The following is a 20,492-nucleotide window of genomic DNA, read 5'->3' on the forward strand; positions in this document are numbered from 1 at the left end:
ACGGGTCAATGTGCAGTGCCGAAAAGCGTGCTACAAAGGTTGCAGCCCTTTAAATCGTGAGGTGCAGGCATTTTTTGCCGTGCCGGTGGTGACGCTGTTCGTAAGATTAGTGGAACTTACGCCGACATTTTTTCTCTATGTTGACATCGCAACGCCAGCAGGACCCATTGTAAGGTGACTGCGGCCTGATTAGACTGCGCCGAATTCCGTACGCACAGCCCTTTGTAAGGACTTATATGATCAAGAAATGCTTGTTCCCAGCAGCCGGTTACGGCACTCGCTTCCTGCCAGCGACCAAAGCCATGCCTAAAGAGATGCTGCCGGTGGTGAACAAGCCACTGATTCAGTACGGCGTCGAAGAGGCACTGGATGCCGGCCTGAACGAAATCTCCATCGTGACCGGTCGCGGCAAGCGCGCACTGGAAGACCACTTCGACATCAGCTACGAGCTGGAAAACCAGATCAAAGGCACCGACAAGGAAAAATACCTGGTTGGTATCCGTAAGCTGCTGGACGAGTGCTCGTTCTCCTACACCCGTCAGACCCAGATGAAAGGCCTCGGCCACGCCATCCTGACCGGCCGCCCGCTGATCGGTGACGAACCGTTCGCCGTGGTCCTGGCGGATGACCTGTGCGTCAACCTGGAAGGTGATGGCGTGCTGACCCAGATGGTCAAGCTGTATCAGAAATACCGCTGCACCATCGTTGCCGTTCAAGAAGTTGATCCTCAAGAAACCAACAAGTACGGTGTAATTGCCGGCGACGACATTGGTGATGGCCTGATCCGCGTACGCGACATGGTTGAAAAACCAGCGCCGGAAGATGCCCCGTCGAACCTGGCGATCATCGGCCGTTACATCCTGACCCCGGATATCTTCAAGCTGATCGAAGAGACCGAGCCAGGTAAGGGCGGCGAAATCCAGATCACCGACGCCTTGCTCAAGCAAGCCAAAGACGGTTGCGTGATTGCCTACAAGTTCAAAGGTCGTCGTTTCGACTGCGGTGGCGCTGAAGGCTACATCGAAGCAACCAACTTCTGCTACGAGCACTTCTACAAGACTGGCAAGGCTTACTGATCCACGGTTGCCAAACCTGTTTCAAGAGAAAGCCACCTTAGGGTGGCTTTTTCGTTTTTCAGTCCCATGTAAGTCGGTATGCTGATTGCCTGCCGAGGAGAGTGAAATGGCCTACGATTTTGATCTGTATGTAATTGGTGCCGGTTCCGGCGGTGTTCGCGCTGCGCGTTTTGCTGCGGGGTTTGGCGCCAAAGTGGCCGTTGCGGAAAGCCGCTACCTGGGTGGCACCTGCGTAAACGTGGGCTGCGTGCCGAAAAAACTGTTGGTGTACGGCGCGCATTTTTCCGAGGAATTCGAGCAGGCCAGTGGTTTTGGCTGGTCGTTGGGCGAAGCAAATTTTGATTGGGCGACACTGATCGCGAATAAGGATCGCGAGATCAATCGCCTCAATGGCATCTACCGCAACCTGCTGGTCAACAGTGGCGTGACCTTGCATGAAGGGCATGCGCGACTGATTGATCCGCATCAGGTGCAAATCAATGGCGAGCGCTTCACCGCCAAGCACATCCTGATCGCCACGGGCGGCTGGCCGCAGATCCCGGAAATCCCGGGGCGCGAGCATGCCATTGGCTCCAATGAAGCGTTCTTCCTCAAAGAGCTGCCCAAGCGTGTGTTGGTCGTTGGCGGTGGTTATATCGCCGTTGAGTTCGCTGGCATTTTCCACGGTCTGGGTGCGAAAACTTCGCTGCTGTATCGCGGCGATCTGTTCTTGCGCGGCTTTGACGGCGCAGTTCGTACGCACCTGAAAGAAGAACTGACCAAGCGCGGCCTGGATCTGCAATTCAATGCCGACATCGAGCGCATCGACAAGCAAGCCGATGGCAGCCTCAAGGCCACCCTGAAAGACGGGCGCGTACTGGAAGCCGATTGCGTGTTCTATGCCACTGGTCGTCGCCCGATGCTGGACAACCTGGGCCTGGAAAACACCGGCGTCAAACTCGACAAGCGTGGCTTCGTCGAAGTGGATGACCTGTACCAGACCGCCGACCCTTCAATCCTGGCTATTGGCGATGTGATCGGCCGTGTGCAACTGACGCCGGTTGCCCTGGCTGAAGGCATGGCAGTCGCACGGCGCTTGTTCAAGCCGGAGCAGTACCGTGCGGTGGATTACGCAATGATTCCGACGGCAGTGTTCAGCCTGCCGAACATTGGCACCGTAGGGTTGACGGAAGAAGAGGCGAAGCAAAACGGCCACAAGGTGCAAGTCTTCGAAAGCCGCTTCCGGCCGATGAAATTGACCTTGACCGAGTGCCAGGAGAAAACCTTGATGAAACTGGTGGTCGACGCCGACACCGACAAGGTGCTGGGCTGCCATATGGTCGGCCCGGATGCCGGCGAGATCGTGCAAGGCTTGGCGATCGCGCTCAAGGCCGGCGCGACCAAGCGGCATTTCGATGAGACCATCGGCGTGCATCCTACGGCGGCGGAAGAATTCGTCACCATGCGCACGCCTGTGGCGGACTGATCAGGCGTTTGGCGTTGCCTCTGGGGTCGTTGCAACGGCGGCCGCCAGGCGCAATGCCTCGATACTGGCCTGGGCCTTGATAAGGTCCAGTTCCAGGGCCTTATTGGCGTGCTGGTACCCGGTCAGGGCCTCCTGGCGGGACTGGCTATCCAGCACGGCAACGCGCAGGCGCTCCTGAAGCAGGGTGCGCTCACTCTCTATCACGCTCACCTGCTCGCTCAGTTTTAGTTGCTGAGCCTGGTCTTTGCGCGCTTGCTCCTGCAGTGCCGCCAGTTCCTTTGTTATGACGCGCTGCTCAATCAACAGGCGCTCATTGTCCCGATGCAGTTGAGTGATTTCATCCTGGCGCACCATGGCGCTCTGCTGGGCCTGGCGCAATTCAGCCTGGACCTGTTGAAGTTGACCTTCGTGGCGCCGCTGTTCCTGTTCGCGCTGATCCTTGACCGCATTGCGGTAATGCTCCAACGCATCGCGCGCGTGCAGGTGCTTGTCTTCCAGTGAGCGGATCTGCTCGTCCTTGTCGTTAATGCGCAACTCGTAATCGCTGCACGCCTGGCTCAGGCCGGCATTGCGGGTCTGCTCAGTCTGCAGGCTGCTACTGGCGGTTTGCAGCGCGGCGCTTTCTTCGGCCAGGGCGGCGGCTTGGATGTCGAATTGTTGCTTGAGCTGGCTGTGGGCCTCCTCCAGTGCTTCCAGCTGGGCGAGCAGGGCGGTTTTCTCCTGCTCGAACTGGGCCTGGGCCAGGTCGATGGGCTCCTGGGCTTTTTCTTTCAGGCGCTGAGCCAGGCGTGCCACCAGTTCGCCCAGCTCATCGTCGATAGGGGCCTGGGTGATGGTCTGGCGGCTTTCGCTTTCGTCCAGCTCCTTCAAATAACGATGAATCGTGGTTTTCGAGCCGGTATTGCCCATCTCGATGCGCACAGCGTCGATGCTGGGGTTCTCGCCGCGAGCCAGAATCGCCAAGCGTGCCGTTTGAACTACTGCCTTATTAATGCCGCCGCGCGCCATGGGGTCTCCGTCGATTTAGTACTGTGGTACGTAGTATGTAGATACATACCTTATCACGAATAAAAACCCGTTGAAATTCATCAATTAACAGATGGGATATTGGCGTATTATCCCGTGTCATCGACGTTTTAGCCGCGCGTACATACGCAAGCGGTACGAATAGGCTTCCCATGAGCGATCTGGACCGTTATCTAAATGCCGCCACCCGCGACAACACGCGGCGCAGCTATCGCGCAGCCATCGAGCATTTCGAAGTGAGCTGGGGCGGATTCCTGCCAGCCACCAGTGACAGCGTGGCGCGCTACCTGGTCGCGCATGCCGGTGTGCTGGCGATCAACACCTTGAAGCTGCGCCTCTCGGCATTGGCGCAGTGGCATACGAGCCAGGGCTTTCCTGACCCGACAAAAGCGCCGGTGGTTCGCAAGGTGCTCAAGGGGATTCGTGCCGTGCATCCGGCACAAGAGAAACAGGCCAAGCCACTGCAACTAATGCACCTGGAACAGGTAGTGGCGTTTCTGGCGACTCAAGCGCAAGCCGCCGCTCAAGACCACGATCAACCACGCCTGTTACGCGCCAAACGCGACACTGCGCTGATTCTGTTGGGCTTCTGGCGTGGCTTTCGCAGTGATGAACTCTGCCGCCTGGCGATCGAACACGTGCAGGCCACCCCTGGCGCCGGCATCAGCCTGTATCTGCCACGCAGCAAAAGTGATCGCGACAACCTTGGCAAGACCTATCAGACCCCAGCGTTGCTGCGCCTATGCCCGGTGCAGGCCTACAGCGAGTGGCTCAGCGTTTCGGCGCTGGTGCGTGGCCCGGTGTTTCGCGGGATTGATCGCTGGGGCAACCTGAGCGAGGAGGGGTTGCACCCCAACAGCGTAATTCCATTGTTGCGCCAGGCGTTGGAGCGTGCGGGTATTGCAGCCGACGCGTACACCAGCCACTCATTGCGCCGTGGCTTTGCGACCTGGGCCCATCGCAGCGGCTGGGATTTGAAGTCGTTGATGAGTTACGTCGGCTGGAGCGACATGAAATCCGCCATGCGCTATGTTGAAGCGACACCCTTTCTCGGGATGACCCTGGCAACGCAGCCGCTGCTTTAAGATTTCTTCTATTAATACGGTCAGCTGATAGAGAAAGCCAATCGCGAGCATCAGGTTTGCCAATGAGCCATCGGCCCCGAGACTGGGTAGGATTCACTTCATCAACTTCTTAACCCCTGACGGAGAGTCAACGATGCCTATCATCAACAGCCAAGTAAAACCGTTCAAAGCTACCGCATACAAAAACGGCAACTTCGTAGATGTGTCTGACGCTGACCTGAAAGGCAAGTGGTCCGTCGTGTTCTTCTACCCAGCCGACTTCACCTTCGTTTGCCCAACCGAGCTGGAAGACCTGGCGGACAACTACGCCGAATTCCAGAAACTGGGCGTCGAAATCTACAGCGTTTCCACCGACACCCACTTTGCCCACGCTGCGTGGCACAACACCTCGCCAGCCATCGGCAAGATCCAGTACACCATGATCGGCGACCCGACCCTGACCATCTCCCGCAACTTCGACGTGCTGATCGAAGAGGCAGGCCTGGCTGACCGCGGTACTTTCGTGATCAACCCAGAAGGTCAGATCAAGATCGTTGAGCTGAACGACGGCGGTGTTGGCCGTGACGCTTCCGAGCTGTTGCGCAAAATCAAGGCTGCCCAGTATGTCGCTGCCCACCCGGGCGAAGTGTGCCCAGCCAAGTGGAAAGAAGGCGAGGCTACCCTGGCTCCGTCCCTGGACCTGGTCGGCAAGATCTAAGTCAATGAAGTATCCAGGGCGGGTATCCGCACCTTAAGTCAGCTGCAACCGCCCTCAAAAACGCCCGGGCGAGATTCGCTCGGGCGTTTTTTTACCCAGAATTAAAGGAAATCGCCCGTATGTTGGACGCCAATCTTAAAGCTCAGTTGAAGTCATACCTGGAACGGGTCACCCAGCCGATTGAGATCGTCGCCTCCCTCGATGACGGCGCGAAATCCCAGGAAATGCTGGCCCTGTTGCAGGACGTTACCAGCCTCACCACGCTGATCACCCTGAAAACCGATGGCAATGATGCGCGCAAACCGTCGTTTTCGATCAATCGCCCGGGTGCCGAAATCAGCCTGCGTTTTGCCGGCATCCCGATGGGCCATGAATTCACTTCGCTGGTGCTGGCCCTGCTGCAAGTCGGTGGCCACCCGTCGAAGGCCAGTGTCGAGGTGATTGAACAGATCCGCGCCCTGAAAGGCGAGTTCAACTTCGAGACGTACTTCTCGCTGTCCTGCCAGAACTGCCCGGATGTGGTCCAGGCGCTGAACCTGATGGCCGTGCTCAACCCGAATATCCGCCACGTCGCCATCGACGGCGCGCTGTTCCAGGCAGAAGTGGACGAGCGCCAGATCATGGCGGTGCCAAGCGTTTACCTCAACGGTGTGAACTTCGGTCAGGGCCGCATGGGCCTGGAAGAAATCCTCGCCAAGCTCGATACCAGCGGCCTCGAAAAAGCCGCCGAGAAGATCAGCGCCAAAGACGCATTTGATGTGCTCGTCGTGGGTGGCGGTCCGGCCGGTTCGTCCGCTGCGATCTACGCTGCGCGTAAAGGCATCCGCACGGGTGTCGCCGCCGAGCGGTTTGGTGGCCAAGTGCTGGACACCATGTCCATCGAGAACTTTATCTCTGTACAGGAAACCGAAGGGCCGAAACTGGCCAGTGCCCTTGAGGCGCATGTGCGCCAGTACGACGTAGACATCATGAACTTGCAGCGCGCCAGTGCCCTGATCCCGGCGAAGAACCCCGGTGAACTGCACGAAATCCGCTTCGAAAGCGGTGCGACCCTCAAGTCCAAGACCGTGATCCTGGCCACCGGCGCCCGTTGGCGTGAAATGGGTGTGCCGGGCGAGCAGGAATACAAAGCCAAGGGCGTGTGCTTCTGCCCGCACTGTGATGGTCCGCTGTTCAAGGGCAAACGCGTGGCGGTGATTGGCGGCGGTAACTCTGGCGTGGAAGCGGCCATCGACCTGGCCGGTATCGTCAGCCACGTAACCTTGCTGGAGTTCGACAGCAAGCTGCGCGCCGACGCGGTGTTGCAACGCAAGCTGCACAGCCTGCCCAACGTGGATGTGATTACCAGCGCGCTGACCAGCGAAGTCAAAGGCGATGGCCAGAAAGTTACCGGCCTGGCCTACAAGGATCGCGACAGCGGCGAGTTCAAGACGGTCGACCTGGAAGGCATTTTCGTACAGATCGGTTTGCTGCCCAACACCGACTGGCTCAAAGGCACTGTCGAACTGTCGCCCCGTGGCGAGATCATCGTCGATGCCCGTGGCGAGACGTCACTGCCAGGGGTGTTCGCCGCCGGTGATGTAACGACTGTGCCGTACAAGCAGATCGTGATTGCCGTAGGCGAGGGCGCCAAGGCTTCCCTGAGTGCTTTTGATCACTTGATCCGTACGTCGTAAGTTGCCTGGCTGAAATGAAAAACCCCATGAGTGATCATGGGGTTTTTTGTTTACAGCGGTGCTGGCTGAATAATTTCGACCCAGTACGCATCCGGGTCCTTGATGAACGCCAGGCTCTTCATGCGGCCATCGCTCAGGCGTTTCTGGAAATCACAGCCCAGGGCCTCGAAACGTTCGCAGGCGGCAACAATATCCGGCACCGAGATGCAGATGTGGCCAAAGCCGCGCGGGTCGGTATTGCCGTTGTGGTAGGCGAAGTCGGCGTCGTTTTCGGTGCCGTGGTTGTGGGTCAGTTCCAGGATGCCCGGGATCGACTTCATCCACTGCGTGCGCTCAGCCGCGTCGGCTGGAATCTGGGACTTGTCCACCAGGGCCAGGAAGTACAGGCTGAATTCGGCTTCCGGGAAGTCACGCTTCTCAACCAGCGAGAAACCCAGGACGCGCGTATAGAAATCCAGCGATTTGGTGATGTCTTTGACCCGCAACATGGTGTGATTGAACACGAAGTTCGCGGTCGCGGTATCAGGTTGGGCGGTGACGCCCGGGAAGGTGTTCAGTTCGTGCAGGCTCATGGGCCCTCCAGAAAAAAATGGGGCAAACGCAACTCCTATAAGGAGCGGTTCCTTGGCTTGCGGCCGGCATCCGTGCAGCCGGGCCATGATACGCAAGCCACGACCCCTGCGCCAAATGAAAAAGCCCACGCAGGCCTTGCGACCAGCAGGGGCGGGGCTCAAACTTTAACGCTTGGCCCTCTGGTGTTTTTTGCAATGATCGAATTACGTAAAGCGTTGTTGAGCGCTGTGTGTTTACTGCTGGTCAGCCCCTTTGCATTGGCGATCGAGCCGCAAATCCATTGGCCCAGTGGCTGGCAAGTCGAGGAAGTCACACCCGACGGCGAGGCGCCCGTTCCTCCTCAGGCAGTGTCGCGCCAGCGCGCGATCAAGAATGATGAAAATGGCTTGACGCTGATGGTCATGGAGTTGACCGGCACACCGATTGAAGAGGGGCACAAAGTTAATCTTGAGGGCGTATTGATGGAAATGCGTAAATCCATCCAGAAAGATTTCGCCCGCAGCGGCTATCAAAGCGTGTGCAGCAAGATGCACGCGACGACCTTGAGCCGTCTCGACGCCCTGGAAACTACTTGTGTGATTACCGAGAATGGCCGGCGCGTGATTTCGCAAACATTGGTGGGCGCGATTGATGCGGATAAGGCGTATGTTTTTTCATACGCAGGCCAAGCCCAAGCGTACGACGCCAGTAAGGACGAAGTCAGTTCGGTACGTGACAGCTTGGAACTTTGAGCGCGATACACCGAACGGGTTTGAACAATATGAAATGTTAGTTAAGTTCGTTTTCGAACCCTGAAGCAAAAAAAGCCCCGCAAGTGCGGGGCTCTTTGTTAGTGCGTGTTGATCAGCCGCGAAGCCAGGAATCTACAGTGGCGGCGCCGTACTGTTCTTTCCAGGCTTTCAGGCCGCGGTGGTTGCCGCCTTTGGTCTCGATCAGTTCGCCGGTGTGCGGGTTCTGGTAGACCTTGACCACACGTGCGCGGCGCTGTTTCGGGGCGCTGGCGGTTGCAGCGCTGGCCTTGCCCGGGTTCGGGTCAAGGATGGAGATGATGTCGCGCAGGCCTTTGCCGTAGCTTTTCATCAGCGCTTGAAGCTTTTCTTCGAATTCGATTTCTTTCTTCAGGCCAGCGTCGTTCTTCAGCGACTCCAGCTGGGCCAGCTGCTCTTGAAGGGCTTTTTCTGCTGCGCGAAATTCGGCGAGTCTGGACAAAATCTGTACTCCAATAGTGTAGTTGGCGGATACAACTGCAGACAAAGCTATGAGCCAACGGCTTTAAGGTGACTTAAAGAAAGTGGCGCTTTTTGCGAGTTCTGCACAGGCATGAAAAATTGTAGTAGTTAATCCGCCACGAGTAAATCACGTCTTTTGTGTAAACAACATTATTTCAGCTTGTTAGTGGCCGGCTATTCAATGGCTGCCCAGCGATTTAATGAATTCATCACAGGGTAACGGCCGCCCGAACAGGTAACCTTGCAGGAAATCCACACCTTGTGCCGCCAGGTATTCGCATTGCTCGACTGTTTCCACGCCTTCGGCAACGATGCCCAGGTCGAGCTTGCCGGACAGTTCTATGATGCTGTCGAGAATATGCCGCGAGAGCGCATCCGCACCGATCATGGCGACAAAGCTTTGATCAATCTTCAAGTAGTCGACATTGAAGTTACGCAAGTAACCCAAGCTGGAATGCCCAGTACCGAAGTCATCAATGGCGATCATCACCCCTAATCCATGCAGGGCGTCGAACAAGCGTCGGGTTGTATCGGTCGGCTTGATCAGCTCGCGTTCGGTCAATTCGAGTACCAGCGTGACCTGGCCAGGCGCGAAGGCGCCGAGGAATTCGCGACAGTCCTCAACCAACGCCAGGTCTTCGCAATGGCGCGCGGTGATGTTCACGCCGATATGGAAGCCCGGGCTGAAGCGCTCGGCGTGCGGTGCCAACTGCGCAGCGGTCTGGCGCAGCAGGGCGCGGGTCATCGGCACGATCAGGCCTGAGTGCTCGGCCAGGGGAATGAACAAGTCCGGGCGCACCAGGCCTTCCTTCGGATGCTGCCAACGCATCAGCACTTCACAACCGGCCCATGCACGGGTATCGCCGCGCACCACAGGTTGGAAATACGGTATGAACTCGTTGGCGCCCAACGCCCGTTGCAGCTCATGGGTCGGCGCGCAGGAGCGCTTTTGCAGCCAATGCGCGAGGACGCCGGCCAGTATCCCGAAAAACACCAGCAGGCTGAACAGCACCGGGTAGCGGGCTTCCATGTAGCGCCACACCTCACCGGACGGCATGCCGGCATCGACGCTGTAGTGATAGCGCGTGGAGGCCAAATGATGATGCGCCACGGCAAATTCCGGCACGGCGCTGTCATGCACCTTGCCGCTGGCGTCCAGCCAGTTGGGCCCCACTTGCAGGACCAGCAGCGCGTAGCGGCTGATCAGGCGCAGGGCGTTGGTCAGGTGGTAGCCGTCAATCGAGGCAAACGCGGCTTTGTCGCCATCGACCAGGCGATACACCAAGAGCGCCGTATCGGGGGTAACCGGGTTGCCGTTCATCAACCACAGATTGCCCTCTACGTAGTCATCCGGGTTCACCGGCGACGCGTACTCACTGCCAAACAGTGAGCTGCAATAGATGTTTCTCTGCCAGGACAACGTCGTGGCACGCACAAACGGGCGGCGCGTGACTTGTTCACGCAACGCCAATTGCGCGGCGTTATCACAGGGCTGTCCGGCCAATGGAATCAGGGCCTGGGCGGCGAGGGCGGTGTTGTCGAGCATCAGGTCGAATTGACGCACCGCTTCAAGGGCGGTTTGAGCAGTACTCTGCTGTAGGGTGCGTTCGGCTTGCCAGTACAGAATGACCACGCCTAAAACCATCGGTAATAGCCCGCTGAGCACGGTGATCATAGAGCGGGTGGCGCGTTTTCGCGGGCCGTTGAGGGTCAGGGGCATGGAAGAAACGGCCTGTTGCAAGGTGGGAAAAGCGCCGAATGGCAATTCAGATTAAATCGATGATAGATGGCGCGGCGCAATTAAGCTCGCTGTACCTGGCCGTTCGGCCAGTAGGCGCCTACCCATAAATCCGTTGTGCAATCTGAATGAACGCCAGGGTCGCCGGGCTCGCCTGGCGTTGATCCAGCACCCCCAGGCCGATTTCGCGTACGACCGGTGGGGACAGGGCGCGCACGACATAACGCGGGTCCGGCGTTGGCGGCAATGAAGCCTCGGCGACCACGCTCAGGCCATCACCGCGACTGACCGCCTCCAGCGTACTGAGCAATTGCGCGCAGCGGTAGCGTACTTTGGGTGTCAGTCGCGCAGTGCTGAATAGCCGTGAGACCAACTCCAATGAACCGGCCTCAGTCAGTATGAACGGGTCGTTGCACAGCGCCTTCAACGCCACGCTAGGCTGCGCGGTCAGCGGGTGTGCCGCCGGCAGCAAGGCGACCATCTGGTCTTTGAACAACGCATAGGTATCGAGGCGCTCCTGTTCGAGCACCACGAAACCCACATCGACCCGCCGCTCGTCCAGCCATTGCAGCACCTGGCGGTCCGGCCCTTCATCCACGTGCACTTCAATCCCGGGATGTTCGTGGCGAAACTGCGTGAGGATGGGCGGTAGCAAGCGGTTGGACGCAGTGGGGCCGAAAGAGCCGATGCGCAACGTGCCACGTTTCATACCGCGGGCATCGGAGGCTTCCTGTTGTAGGGTGTTGGCCACGCCCAACAGCGTGCGGGCCCGCATGACCAGTTGCTGGCCGATATCGCTGAGTTCGATCTGGGCCTGATGCCGCCGAAACAATTCGACGCCCAGTTCCTGCTCAAGGGCCTTGATGGCATGGGATACCGCCGATTGGCTGATACCCAGCCGATGCGCTGCGCTGGTGAAGCTGTGCAGCTCCGCCACCCGCGAGAATATTTCCAGTTGCGTGAGCGTCATGAGTATTTACTCATTTTACGATGATCGATCATTACCCGGAGGATACGCCAATATCCTCCGTAAAGAGCCTCGTTGATGACTGACCGCCTGACCTACCTGAAGCTTTGCGCCGTGACCATGATCTGGGGCGCCACTTTCGTTGCCGGACGTTACCTGGCTACCGGCGTCGACCCGCTGCTGGCGGCGACCCTGCGGTTTATGTTGGCCAGCGCCGCGCTGCTGGGCTTCATGGGCGCTACCCGCGTGCGCCTGGTGCGGCCGCGCGGTGGGCAACTGTTGCAGCTGGCCGTGCTGGGGTTCTTCGGGATTTTTTTCTACAACCTGTGTTTTTTCTATGGCCTGCACTACATCAATGCGTCGCGGGCATCCTTGATCGTTGCACTGAACCCGGCGGTTATCGGCTTGGCCGCGTGGCTGCTGTTCAAAGAACGCTTGGGCGCCGGCAAATGCCTGGGGATTGCCTTGTGCCTGGGCGGGGCGGGTGTGGTCATCATCAGCCGTAATCCACAGCTACTCATCAGTACCGACCAGGCCTGGCTGGGCGACGTGCTGGTGTTCGGCTGCGTGGTGGGGTGGGGCGTGTACTCGCTGTGTTCACGAACCCTCAACCAAAGCCTGGGGCCGTTGCAAACAGTAACGTGGTCCATCCTGCTGGGTACCGCCATGCTCGCGAGCGTCACGGCCGTCAGCGGCAAACTCACGCTGGCCGCGGTGGCCGCGATCCATCTGCCGCAGTGGCTCAGCCTGCTGTACCTCGGCGTATTGGGCTCGGCACTGGCCTACATCGCCTGGTACGACGGTATCCGCCGCATCGGTGCAACCCGCGCCGGGGTCTTTATTGCACTCAACCCACTGACCGCGGTGATCTGCGGCGCACTAATGCTCGGCGAGCAACTGACGGCGCCCATGCTGCTGGGCGGTGCACTGATCCTGCTGGGCATCTACCTGTGCAACAAACCCCTTGCGCAGCCCAGGGCAATGGGGATTTGATAAGAGTACGGACAAATACTGTTACGCTGTGTAGAATCGATTTACGCATACAAGAATATGGACTTGCGCTCACGCAAGCCTCGGCCGTCAGAGACTGATGTAACCATGAAGCTACTCGGCTCCCCCCTCATCTTTGGTGACTTCCTCGCCCGCAGTGTGCGAGGCCTTTCCTGCGCGCCACCGTCAGACCTCATCCTTGCTCGCACATAACTCGATGGCTAATGACAAGAAATGATGAGGCGCCAAATCATGGCAGATCTATACGAAAACCCAATGGGCCTGATGGGCTTTGAATTCATCGAATTCGCATCGCCAACGCCGGGCGTCCTGGAGCCGATCTTCGAGATCATGGGCTTCAGCAAAGTGGCGACCCACCGTTCGAAGAACGTGCACCTGTATCGCCAGGGCGAAATCAACCTGATCCTCAACAACGAACCCCACAGCATCGCGTCCTACTTCGCGGCCGAACACGGCCCGTCGGTATGCGGCATGGCGTTTCGCGTCAAGGACTCGCAACAAGCCTATAACCGCGCCCTTGAGCTGGGCGCGCAGCCGATCCATATCGAGACCGGCCCGATGGAACTGAACCTGCCGGCCATCAAAGGCATCGGCGGTGCGCCGCTGTATCTGATCGACCGTTTCGGCGAAGGCAGCTCGATCTACGACATCGACTTCGTTTTCCTCGATGGCGTGGACCGCAACCCCCAAGGCGCCGGCCTCAAGGTCATCGACCACCTGACCCACAACGTCTACCGTGGGCGCATGGCCTATTGGGCGAACTTCTACGAAAAACTGTTCAATTTCCGCGAAGCGCGCTACTTCGACATCAAGGGCGAGTACACCGGCCTGACGTCCAAGGCCATGAGCGCCCCGGACGGCATGATCCGCATCCCGCTGAACGAGGAGTCCTCCAAGGGCGCCGGGCAGATCGAAGAGTTCCTGATGCAGTTCAACGGCGAGGGCATCCAGCACGTGGCATTCCTCACCGACGACCTGGTCAAGACCTGGGACAAGCTGAAGAATATCGGCATGCGCTTCATGACGGCACCGCCGGACACCTACTACGAAATGCTCGAAGGCCGCCTGCCGAACCACGGCGAGCCGGTAGACCAACTGCAAGCCCGTGGCATTCTGCTGGACGGTTCGTCCATCGAAGGCGACAAGCGCCTGCTGCTGCAGATCTTCTCGGAAACCCTGATGGGCCCGGTGTTCTTCGAGTTCATCCAGCGCAAGGGCGACGATGGATTCGGCGAAGGCAACTTCAAGGCATTGTTCGAGTCGATTGAGCGGGATCAGGTGCGTCGTGGCGTGTTGGCCACCGACTGACGTCCTCGAAAAATAAAAAACCCGGTATTCACCGGGTTTTTTCAGGCCTGTCATTCATGCCTTGCGCTGGCGTACCAGATGCTTGAAGCCCTCGTACACCAGCACCATCACCGCCAGCCAGATGGGGATATAGGTCAGCCATTCGCCACCCTTGATCCCTTCACCCAGGATCAGCGCCACGCCCAGCAGTAGCACAGGTTCCACATAACTGAGCAGCCCGAACAAACTGAATGCCAGCAAACGGCTGGCAATGATGTAACTCACCAGCGCTGATGCACTGATCACCCCAAGCATGGGAATCAACCCATACAACTTGGGATGGCTGTCCATCACCGCAAAACCTTGCTCGCCGTGCTGCACGAACCACCATGCCACGGGCAGCATCAACGCCATATCCAGCCACAGCCCGCCCAAGTGGTCGGTGGTCAGGTACTTGCGCACGATGAAATAGACGGGGTAACCGATGATCACCACCAAGGTCGCCCAGGAAAAACCACCGGCCTGATACAGCTCGTTCAACACCCCGAGCCCGGCAAAAAACACTGCGATCTGCTGCAGGCGCGACAAGCGCTCGCCATACACCAGGCGTCCGGTCAGCACCATGGTCAGCGGCAACAGGAAATACCCCACCGATACATCCAGGCTGCGCCCATTGAGCGGCGCCCACATGAACAGCCACAACTGCACGCCCAGCAACGCCGAAGACAGCAGCACACCACCGATCAGCCGCGGCTTGTGTGCAAGCATCTGCAGCAATTCCCACACCCGTCGCCATTCGCCGCTGATGATCATGAACACCGTCATGCACGGCACAGTCAGCAGCATGCGCCAGCCGAAAATCTCCAGGCCGCTCAATGGCGTGAGCAGTGACGTGAAGTAATACATCACGGCAAACAACACCGAGGCCAACACCGATAACACCACACCTTTAGACACGCAGTCCTCGCGAAAACCGATTGAGACAAGAGAGGAGGGGATTATGGTGCTTTTGGCGTGAAAGAGGTGCGCTGTTTTGGGGCGTTTTCCAGGAAAATCTCCCGCCCGTCCAATCTGTCCCAAGGGCGCTCGCCACAGCAAGCGCCCTGGTCACGACAGTGCGGTTACGTCCGTGCGACTCGGCCCGACACAAAATGCCCGACATCATTGAACCCCGGCGTAGACGAATGCCCCGGCGTCACCAGCGAATCAATAAACGCCTCATCCGCTGCCGTGACCTTCACCTCCAGCGCCCCAATGTAGGCATCCCACTGTGCTTCGGTACGCGGTCCGACAATCGCCGAGCTCACCGCGGCGTTGTTCAACACCCACGCAATCGCAAATTCGACGATCCCCACGCCACGTCCCAGGGTGTATTGCTGGATCTGCTGGGCGATGCGCAGCGACTCCACGCGCCATTCGGTCTCGAGGATGCGCTTGTCCTGGCGCGCGGCGCGGCTGCCGGCTTCGGGCGTGACATCCGGCGCGTACTTGCCGCTGAGCACACCCCGCGCCAGTGGGCTGTAAGGCACCACGCCCAAGCCATAGGCCGCCGCTGCCGTGAGTTGCTCGACCTCGGCCTGACGGTTGACGATGTTGTACAGCGGCTGGCTGATCACCGGCTTGTCGACACCCAGGCGCTCGGCCACCCGGATCACTTCGGCAATGCGCCAGCCACGGTAGTTGGACAGCCCCCAGTAACGGATCTTGCCCTGGCGGATCAGGTCGCCAATCGCCGAGATGGTCACTTCCAGCGGCGTGTCATGGTCTTCGCGGTGCAGGTAATAGATGTCCAGGTAGTCGGTATCGAGGCGGGTCAGGCTGGCTTCCAGGGCATTGAAAATGCGCTTGCGGCTCAGGCCGCTGCGGTTGGGCAGGCCATCGGTGGGGCCGATCGCGACTTTGGAGGCGACGATCCAATCGTCACGATGACGGGCGATGGCCTCGCCGACGATTTCCTCGGAGCGCCCACCGGTATAGACGTCAGCGGTGTCGATAAAATTGATGCCCTGGTCCCAGGCCTTGTCGATGATGCGCAGCGAGTCCTCGGTGTTGGTCTGCTCGCCAAACATCATGGTGCCCAGGGTCAAGGCGCTGACCTTCAAGCCGGACTGGCCCAATGAGCGGTAGATCATGGATAGCTCCTTTCTGGCGGTGAAACGTGGGTTATGCAATACCAGACTCGCAGGCTCTGGAACAAGCCCCGCACGCGTTTCTTCATGTGCTCAGCAAGGCCTGGCAACGCTCCTGGAGAAATCGATGCAGCACCTTCACCCGCTCCGACACTTGCAGCCGATGTGGGCACATCAGGTTCAAGGGGGCGGGCTCTCCCTGCCAATCCTCGAACAGCGCCAGCAGCCGGCCAGCGCGAATATCGCCGATGACATCCAGCCTGGCCTTGTAGGCAATACCGTGCCCGGCCAATGCCCAGCGGCGTACGATTTCGCCGTCATCACTGAGGAAATCTCCGCTCACGTCGACGTCTTGCAACTCGTTGGCGCGGCGAAAACGCCAGGTTTTGCTGATCTGGCCTTGGCGCATGTACCGCAGCGCGCTGTGCTGCGACAGCTCCAGGGGCGCCTGGGGCGTACCGTGGCGTGCCAGGTACGCAGGGCTGGCGACGGCGACGCGGCAATGCTCGGGGGCGATCGGCAGCGCCACCAGGCTGGAGTCCTGGGGCACGCCAAAGCGCAGGGCGATGTCGATGGTTTCGCGGAACAGGTCGGCATTGCTGTCGTTGAGCATCAGTTGCAGGCGGATATTGGGGTGTTGGGCCTTGAACTCATCCAGCCAACCGAGCACCACATTGCGCCCGAAGTCCGATGGCGCGGCCACTTGCAGCAGGCCGCTCAGGCCTTGGTTTTGCTGCTTCAGCGCCTGCTCGCCCTCCGACAAGGCGGCCAGCGCCACGCGCACGCTGTCGAGGTAGCGCCGGCCTTCTTCGGTCAGGCGCATGCTGCGTGTAGAACGGGCCAGCAGGCGAAAACCCAGGCGCGTCTCCAGGCGCTTGAGGGCGATGCTCGCGGCCGCAGGCGTCAGGTTCAGGCCTCGCGCAGCCGCCGAAAGGCTGCCGGTGTCGGCGGTGCGCACGAAGACTTCCAGATCAAGGATCGAGCTCATTTATAAAAATCCTTTAAAGATCTTGTCGTTTTACCGGGATTTTTCGCCGATTACCAAGCTGAGAAGATGAACGCTCACTTTCTCAACCAGGACAGTTCTTCATGACTTCTCCCCTGAACGGCAAAACCGTGATCGTCATTGGTGGCAGCAGCGGTATAGGTGCGGCCGTGGCCAAGGCCGCCGCCGCCCGAGGCGCCCACGTGGTATTGGCTGGCCGCCGCCTGACGTCGGGCGCCGAACACGGGCTGCGCAGCGAGCCGGTGGATGTCACCGACGCAGCCTCCCTACAGCGCCTGTTCGAAAGCGTCGGGCATTTTGATCATCTGGTCTACACCTCGGGACCGAACGTACGCGCCAAGGCTCTGATAGACACCGATCTGAACGAGGCCCAGGACAACTTCAACGTCAAACTCTGGGGCTCGTTGCGTGCGATCCAACTGGCGCTGCCATTCCTTGATGCGCATGGCAGCATCAGCCTGACTTCCGGGCAGTTGGGCCGCAAAGTGGTGCCGGGGCAGTTCATCAAGATCGGCATCAATGCCGCGACCGAAGCACTGGGCAAACAATTGGCCAAGGAGCTGGCGCCGCGTCGGGTCAATGTGATCAGCCCGGGGGTGATTGATACGCCCGCGTATGCAGGCTTGGCCGAAGAGCAGCGACTGGCGATGTTCGCCAAGGCGGGCAGCGCGTTGCCGGTTGGTCGGGTAGGGCAGGCGGAAGAAGTGGCGGCAGGTTACGTGCTGGCCATGGAAAACGGCTACGTCACCGGCAGTGTCATCGACATCGACGGCGGCGGCCTGTTGTAACAGCGCAATAGGCCTGTGGGAGATGACGTGTGTGGGAGTGGGCAAGCCCACTCCCACACACGCCATCTCCTACAGGGGCCGCGTTAAACCTTGAGGCTGCGGGTCATGCGCAGCGCCAGCACGCTACCGGCCACAATCACCGCCGCCAGCAGGTACAACGCCATGTCCGTCGACCCGGTGGCATCCTTCACAAAGCCGACGATATAGGGGCTGAGGAACCCGGCCATCTGCCCCATGGAGTTGATCAACGCCAAGCCACCTGCCGCCGCGCCTGCGCTGAGCAGGGCGGTCGGGACTGGCCAGAACATCGGCAGGCCAGTGAGGGCGCCCATCGTTGCGATCGTCAGGCCAAGAATCGCAATGGCTGGCGTCGTGGCAAAGTTCACCGCAATCACCAGACCTATCGCCCCCATCAACATCGGCACCACCAGGTGCCAACGACGCTCCTTGCGCAAGTCGGCGGAGCGCCCCACCAGCAGCATGAAGACCGCCGCCAACAGATACGGGATTGCACTGAGCCAGCCGATTACCAGGTTATCGCTGAAGCCCAGGTTCTTGATGATCGACGGCAGCCAGAAGTTGATCGCGTAGACGCCGCTCTGAATGCAGAAGTAAATCAAGCCAAACGCCCAGATCGCCGGGTTCTTGAACACTTCGGCGAGGGAGTCGGTGGTGGTCTTGGGCTTGTTGGCCAGGTCAGTCGCCTGATCGGCCTCCAGTACCGCACGCTCGTGGGGCTTGAGCCACTTGGCGTTGGCGAAACTGTCACTGAGCAGGAAGTAAGCCAGGCCACCAAGGATCACGGTCGGGATGCCTTGCAGCAGGAACATCCATTGCCAGCCGGCGAGGCCACCCTGGCCGGCGGCGAAGTGATTGAGGATCCAGCCGGAGAACGGGCTGCCCAGCAAGCCCGAGACCGGAATCGCCGACATGAACAGCGCCATGATCCGCCCACGTCGGAACGTCGGGAACCACTGCGAGAGATACAGCACCACCCCCGGAAAGAACCCGGCCTCGGCAGCCCCGGTAAACAGACGCAGGGTGTAGAAGTGCGTTGGCGTGGTGACGAACAGCAGGCACGTAGACAAGGTGCCCCACACGATCATCATCAGCGCAATCCAGCGCCGCGGCCCGAACCTGGTCAGTGCCAGGTTGCTCGGCACGCCGCACAGCACGTAACCGATAAAGAAGATCCCGGCACCCAGGCCGTACACGGTTTCGCTGAACTTCAAGGCATCGAGCATCTGCAACTTGGCAAAGCCAACGTTTACCCGGTCGAGGTAATTGAACAGATAGCAGATGAAAATGAAGGGGATCAGGCGCAGGGTGATGCGCTTGTAGATGGCGTTTTTATCGTCATCGGTAGCCAGTGCGGCAGTGGCGCTCTGTGACATGGCAGTCTCTCTTTATTATGATTTTTCGCGATGCGAGGGTAACGTTGATCGCCTAAACAGTCTCGGTGACGTGACGGGGTACTGTCTTTGTGCTCGCGCACAGTGAACCTCCCTTTGCGCTGTGCCGGTGAACAACCCGCTTTTTCAGGAAAATAGCCCCATGTTCGAGCTGGATCATGACTTGGCGCAGGATATTGTCGATCGCACCATGGCCATCCTGCCCTACAACGTCAACGTCATGGACAGTCAGGGGCTGATTCTCGGCAGCGGCGAGCCGGAGCGCATCAATACCCGTCATGAAGGGGCGCAACTGGTGCTGGCCAATGGGCGTGTGGTGGAAATCGATGGGCAGACCGCCAAGCACCTCAAGGGCGTGCAGCCGGGGATCAACCTGCCGCTGCTGCATGACCAGCGCCTGATCGGCGTACTCGGCATCACCGGCGAACCGGAAGGCTTGCGCACCTACGCCGAGCTGGTGCGCATGACCGCTGAAATGCTGGTCAGCCATCGCCATCAGCAGGCCGAGCAACAATGGCGGCGCCAGCGTTGCGACGACCTGCTGGCGTTGCTGCTGGCCGAAACCGGCGACTCCCCCCGTCTGGTGGACGAAGCCCAGCAACTGGGGCTCAAGCCGCAACTGGCACGCACGCCGTACCTGTTTGAACTGGGTCCGGGCCAATCGGCAGAAGCCTTGAATGCCTGGCTGACCTCGCGCTACCCCGACAGCTGGTGTGTCAGCTCGGCGCAGTTTTCCCTGCTCTGGTGCCGCCCGGCAGCCCTGCCGGTGGATAACCCACGGTTGCTGGAAAAGCTCGAAGGCCAGGGCTGGAATATCCTGCGCGTCGCCGTCGGCGGGCAAGCCGACGGTTTGCCCGGGCTGCGCCGTTGCTACCGCCGTGTCGGCGATTTGCTCGCCTATGGCCGCGATGTCCTGCCGCACACACGGCTGCTGACCCTCAACCGCTTTCGCCTGCCGGTCATGCTCTGGCGCCACCGCAACGATGATGCCCTCGACGAGTTGCTCAACCCCCTGCGCAAGGTGCTGGCCAAGGACGCCAACGGCCAATTGCAGGCAACCCTGCGCAGTTGGTGCGAGCACGACGGGCAGAGTCAGGCCTGCGCCGATGCCCTGGGCATCCATCGCAACAGTTTGCGTTACCGCATGGAGCGCATCGCCGAACTCAGTGGCGTCGACCCACTGACCCTGGACGGCATGCTCGCGCTCTACCTCGGTGTTCAGCTGTTGCCCCAGGCTTTGTCGGAATGAACAACAAAGCCCAGCCGTACTTGTGCATCGGACCGGCGTCATCGGCGCTGCCAACTGGCAGCATGGGCGTTATAAAAA

Annotated in this window: 19 protein-coding genes; 10 read left to right on the forward strand and 9 right to left on the reverse strand. The window is 59.5% G+C overall.

Annotated elements, in window-relative coordinates:
- The first annotated feature begins 236 nt into the window (after positions 1-236).
- Both galU and gorA read left to right on the forward strand, forming a co-directional pair.
- A complete protein-coding gene (galU, locus tag IB241_RS20415) occupies positions 237-1,076 on the forward strand; it encodes a UTP--glucose-1-phosphate uridylyltransferase GalU (protein ID WP_003212579.1) in 840 nt (279 codons plus the stop codon).
- Positions 1,077-1,182: 106 nt separating this feature from the next.
- Positions 1,183-2,541, forward strand: a complete 1,359-nt coding sequence (gene gorA, locus IB241_RS20420) for a glutathione-disulfide reductase (protein ID WP_192300015.1) — start codon at positions 1,183-1,185, stop codon at positions 2,539-2,541.
- On the opposite strand, the gene IB241_RS20425 is transcribed toward gorA, so the two are convergent.
- Positions 2,542-3,549: a DNA-binding protein gene (locus tag IB241_RS20425; RefSeq protein ID WP_192300016.1), complete on the reverse strand. Its 1,008-nt coding sequence runs from the start codon at positions 3,547-3,549 to the stop codon at positions 2,542-2,544.
- Between the two features lie 170 nt (positions 3,550-3,719).
- Here IB241_RS20425 and IB241_RS20430 point away from each other — a divergent pair, with 170 nt between their 5' ends.
- The 3 genes from IB241_RS20430 to ahpF all read left to right on the forward strand — a co-directional run bounded on the left by IB241_RS20430 (position 3,720) and on the right by ahpF (position 7,025).
- The gene (locus IB241_RS20430) at positions 3,720-4,652 is read left to right on the forward strand and encodes a site-specific integrase (protein WP_192300017.1); all 933 of its coding nucleotides are present in this window, start codon (positions 3,720-3,722) and stop codon (positions 4,650-4,652) included.
- A 133-nt stretch (positions 4,653-4,785) separates the two neighbouring features.
- Positions 4,786-5,349: an alkyl hydroperoxide reductase subunit C gene (gene ahpC / locus IB241_RS20435; protein ID WP_010210361.1), complete on the forward strand. Its 564-nt coding sequence runs from the start codon at positions 4,786-4,788 to the stop codon at positions 5,347-5,349.
- Positions 5,350-5,468: 119 nt separating this feature from the next.
- Positions 5,469-7,025 (forward strand): alkyl hydroperoxide reductase subunit F, encoded by a 1,557-nt coding sequence (ahpF, locus tag IB241_RS20440; protein ID WP_192300018.1) that lies wholly within the window; start codon positions 5,469-5,471, stop codon positions 7,023-7,025.
- Positions 7,026-7,075: 50 nt separating this feature from the next.
- Here the strand turns inward: ahpF and gloA are convergent, their stop codons facing one another.
- Entirely contained in the window at positions 7,076-7,597 is a 522-nt protein-coding gene (gene gloA / locus IB241_RS20445; protein ID WP_012724171.1) for a lactoylglutathione lyase, read from the reverse strand.
- 195 nt (positions 7,598-7,792) lie between these two features.
- On the opposite strand from gloA, the gene IB241_RS20450 reads away from it, so the two are divergent.
- Positions 7,793-8,329: a DUF4946 domain-containing protein gene (locus tag IB241_RS20450; protein ID WP_192300019.1), complete on the forward strand. Its 537-nt coding sequence runs from the start codon at positions 7,793-7,795 to the stop codon at positions 8,327-8,329.
- A 112-nt stretch (positions 8,330-8,441) separates the two neighbouring features.
- On the opposite strand, the gene IB241_RS20455 is transcribed toward IB241_RS20450, so the two are convergent.
- The 3 genes from IB241_RS20455 to IB241_RS20465 form a co-directional block, all read right to left on the reverse strand.
- Entirely contained in the window at positions 8,442-8,807 is a 366-nt protein-coding gene (locus IB241_RS20455; RefSeq protein WP_192300020.1) for a histone-like nucleoid-structuring protein, MvaT/MvaU family, read from the reverse strand.
- A 198-nt stretch (positions 8,808-9,005) separates the two neighbouring features.
- Complete coding sequence (locus IB241_RS20460) at positions 9,006-10,547, reverse strand: EAL domain-containing protein (RefSeq protein WP_192300021.1); 1,542 nt, start codon at positions 10,545-10,547, stop codon at positions 9,006-9,008.
- 118 nt (positions 10,548-10,665) lie between these two features.
- Positions 10,666-11,535, reverse strand: coding sequence for a LysR family transcriptional regulator (locus IB241_RS20465; protein ID WP_192300022.1), 870 nt, complete (start codon positions 11,533-11,535; stop codon positions 10,666-10,668).
- A gap of 75 nt (positions 11,536-11,610) precedes the next feature.
- Between IB241_RS20465 and IB241_RS20470 the strand changes: the two genes are divergently transcribed.
- Both IB241_RS20470 and hppD read left to right on the forward strand, forming a co-directional pair.
- The gene (locus IB241_RS20470; RefSeq protein ID WP_192300023.1) at positions 11,611-12,525 is read left to right on the forward strand and encodes a DMT family transporter; all 915 of its coding nucleotides are present in this window, start codon (positions 11,611-11,613) and stop codon (positions 12,523-12,525) included.
- Positions 12,526-12,774: 249 nt separating this feature from the next.
- Positions 12,775-13,851, forward strand: coding sequence for a 4-hydroxyphenylpyruvate dioxygenase (gene hppD / locus IB241_RS20475; protein WP_192300024.1), 1,077 nt, complete (start codon positions 12,775-12,777; stop codon positions 13,849-13,851).
- A gap of 54 nt (positions 13,852-13,905) precedes the next feature.
- Here hppD and rarD read toward each other — a convergent pair whose 3' ends face one another.
- The 3 genes from rarD to IB241_RS20490 all read right to left on the reverse strand — a co-directional run bounded on the left by rarD (position 13,906) and on the right by IB241_RS20490 (position 16,947).
- Positions 13,906-14,787 (reverse strand): EamA family transporter RarD, encoded by an 882-nt coding sequence (gene rarD, locus IB241_RS20480; RefSeq protein ID WP_192300025.1) that lies wholly within the window; start codon positions 14,785-14,787, stop codon positions 13,906-13,908.
- A gap of 164 nt (positions 14,788-14,951) precedes the next feature.
- Complete coding sequence (locus IB241_RS20485) at positions 14,952-15,962, reverse strand: aldo/keto reductase (RefSeq protein ID WP_192300026.1); 1,011 nt, start codon at positions 15,960-15,962, stop codon at positions 14,952-14,954.
- Between the two features lie 82 nt (positions 15,963-16,044).
- Positions 16,045-16,947 (reverse strand): LysR family transcriptional regulator, encoded by a 903-nt coding sequence (locus IB241_RS20490; protein WP_192300027.1) that lies wholly within the window; start codon positions 16,945-16,947, stop codon positions 16,045-16,047.
- A gap of 101 nt (positions 16,948-17,048) precedes the next feature.
- Between IB241_RS20490 and IB241_RS20495 the strand changes: the two genes are divergently transcribed.
- Positions 17,049-17,753, forward strand: a complete 705-nt coding sequence (locus tag IB241_RS20495; RefSeq protein WP_192300028.1) for an SDR family oxidoreductase — start codon at positions 17,049-17,051, stop codon at positions 17,751-17,753.
- 83 nt (positions 17,754-17,836) lie between these two features.
- Here IB241_RS20495 and IB241_RS20500 read toward each other — a convergent pair whose 3' ends face one another.
- Complete coding sequence (locus IB241_RS20500; protein ID WP_192300029.1) at positions 17,837-19,147, reverse strand: MFS transporter; 1,311 nt, start codon at positions 19,145-19,147, stop codon at positions 17,837-17,839.
- Positions 19,148-19,307: 160 nt separating this feature from the next.
- On the opposite strand from IB241_RS20500, the gene IB241_RS20505 reads away from it, so the two are divergent.
- Positions 19,308-20,414 (forward strand): sugar diacid recognition domain-containing protein, encoded by a 1,107-nt coding sequence (locus tag IB241_RS20505; protein WP_192300030.1) that lies wholly within the window; start codon positions 19,308-19,310, stop codon positions 20,412-20,414.
- Positions 20,415-20,492: the final 78 nt, after the last annotated feature.

The organism is Pseudomonas sp. PDM05 (assembly GCF_014851685.1).
Classification (GTDB): Bacteria; Pseudomonadota; Gammaproteobacteria; order Pseudomonadales; family Pseudomonadaceae; genus Aquipseudomonas.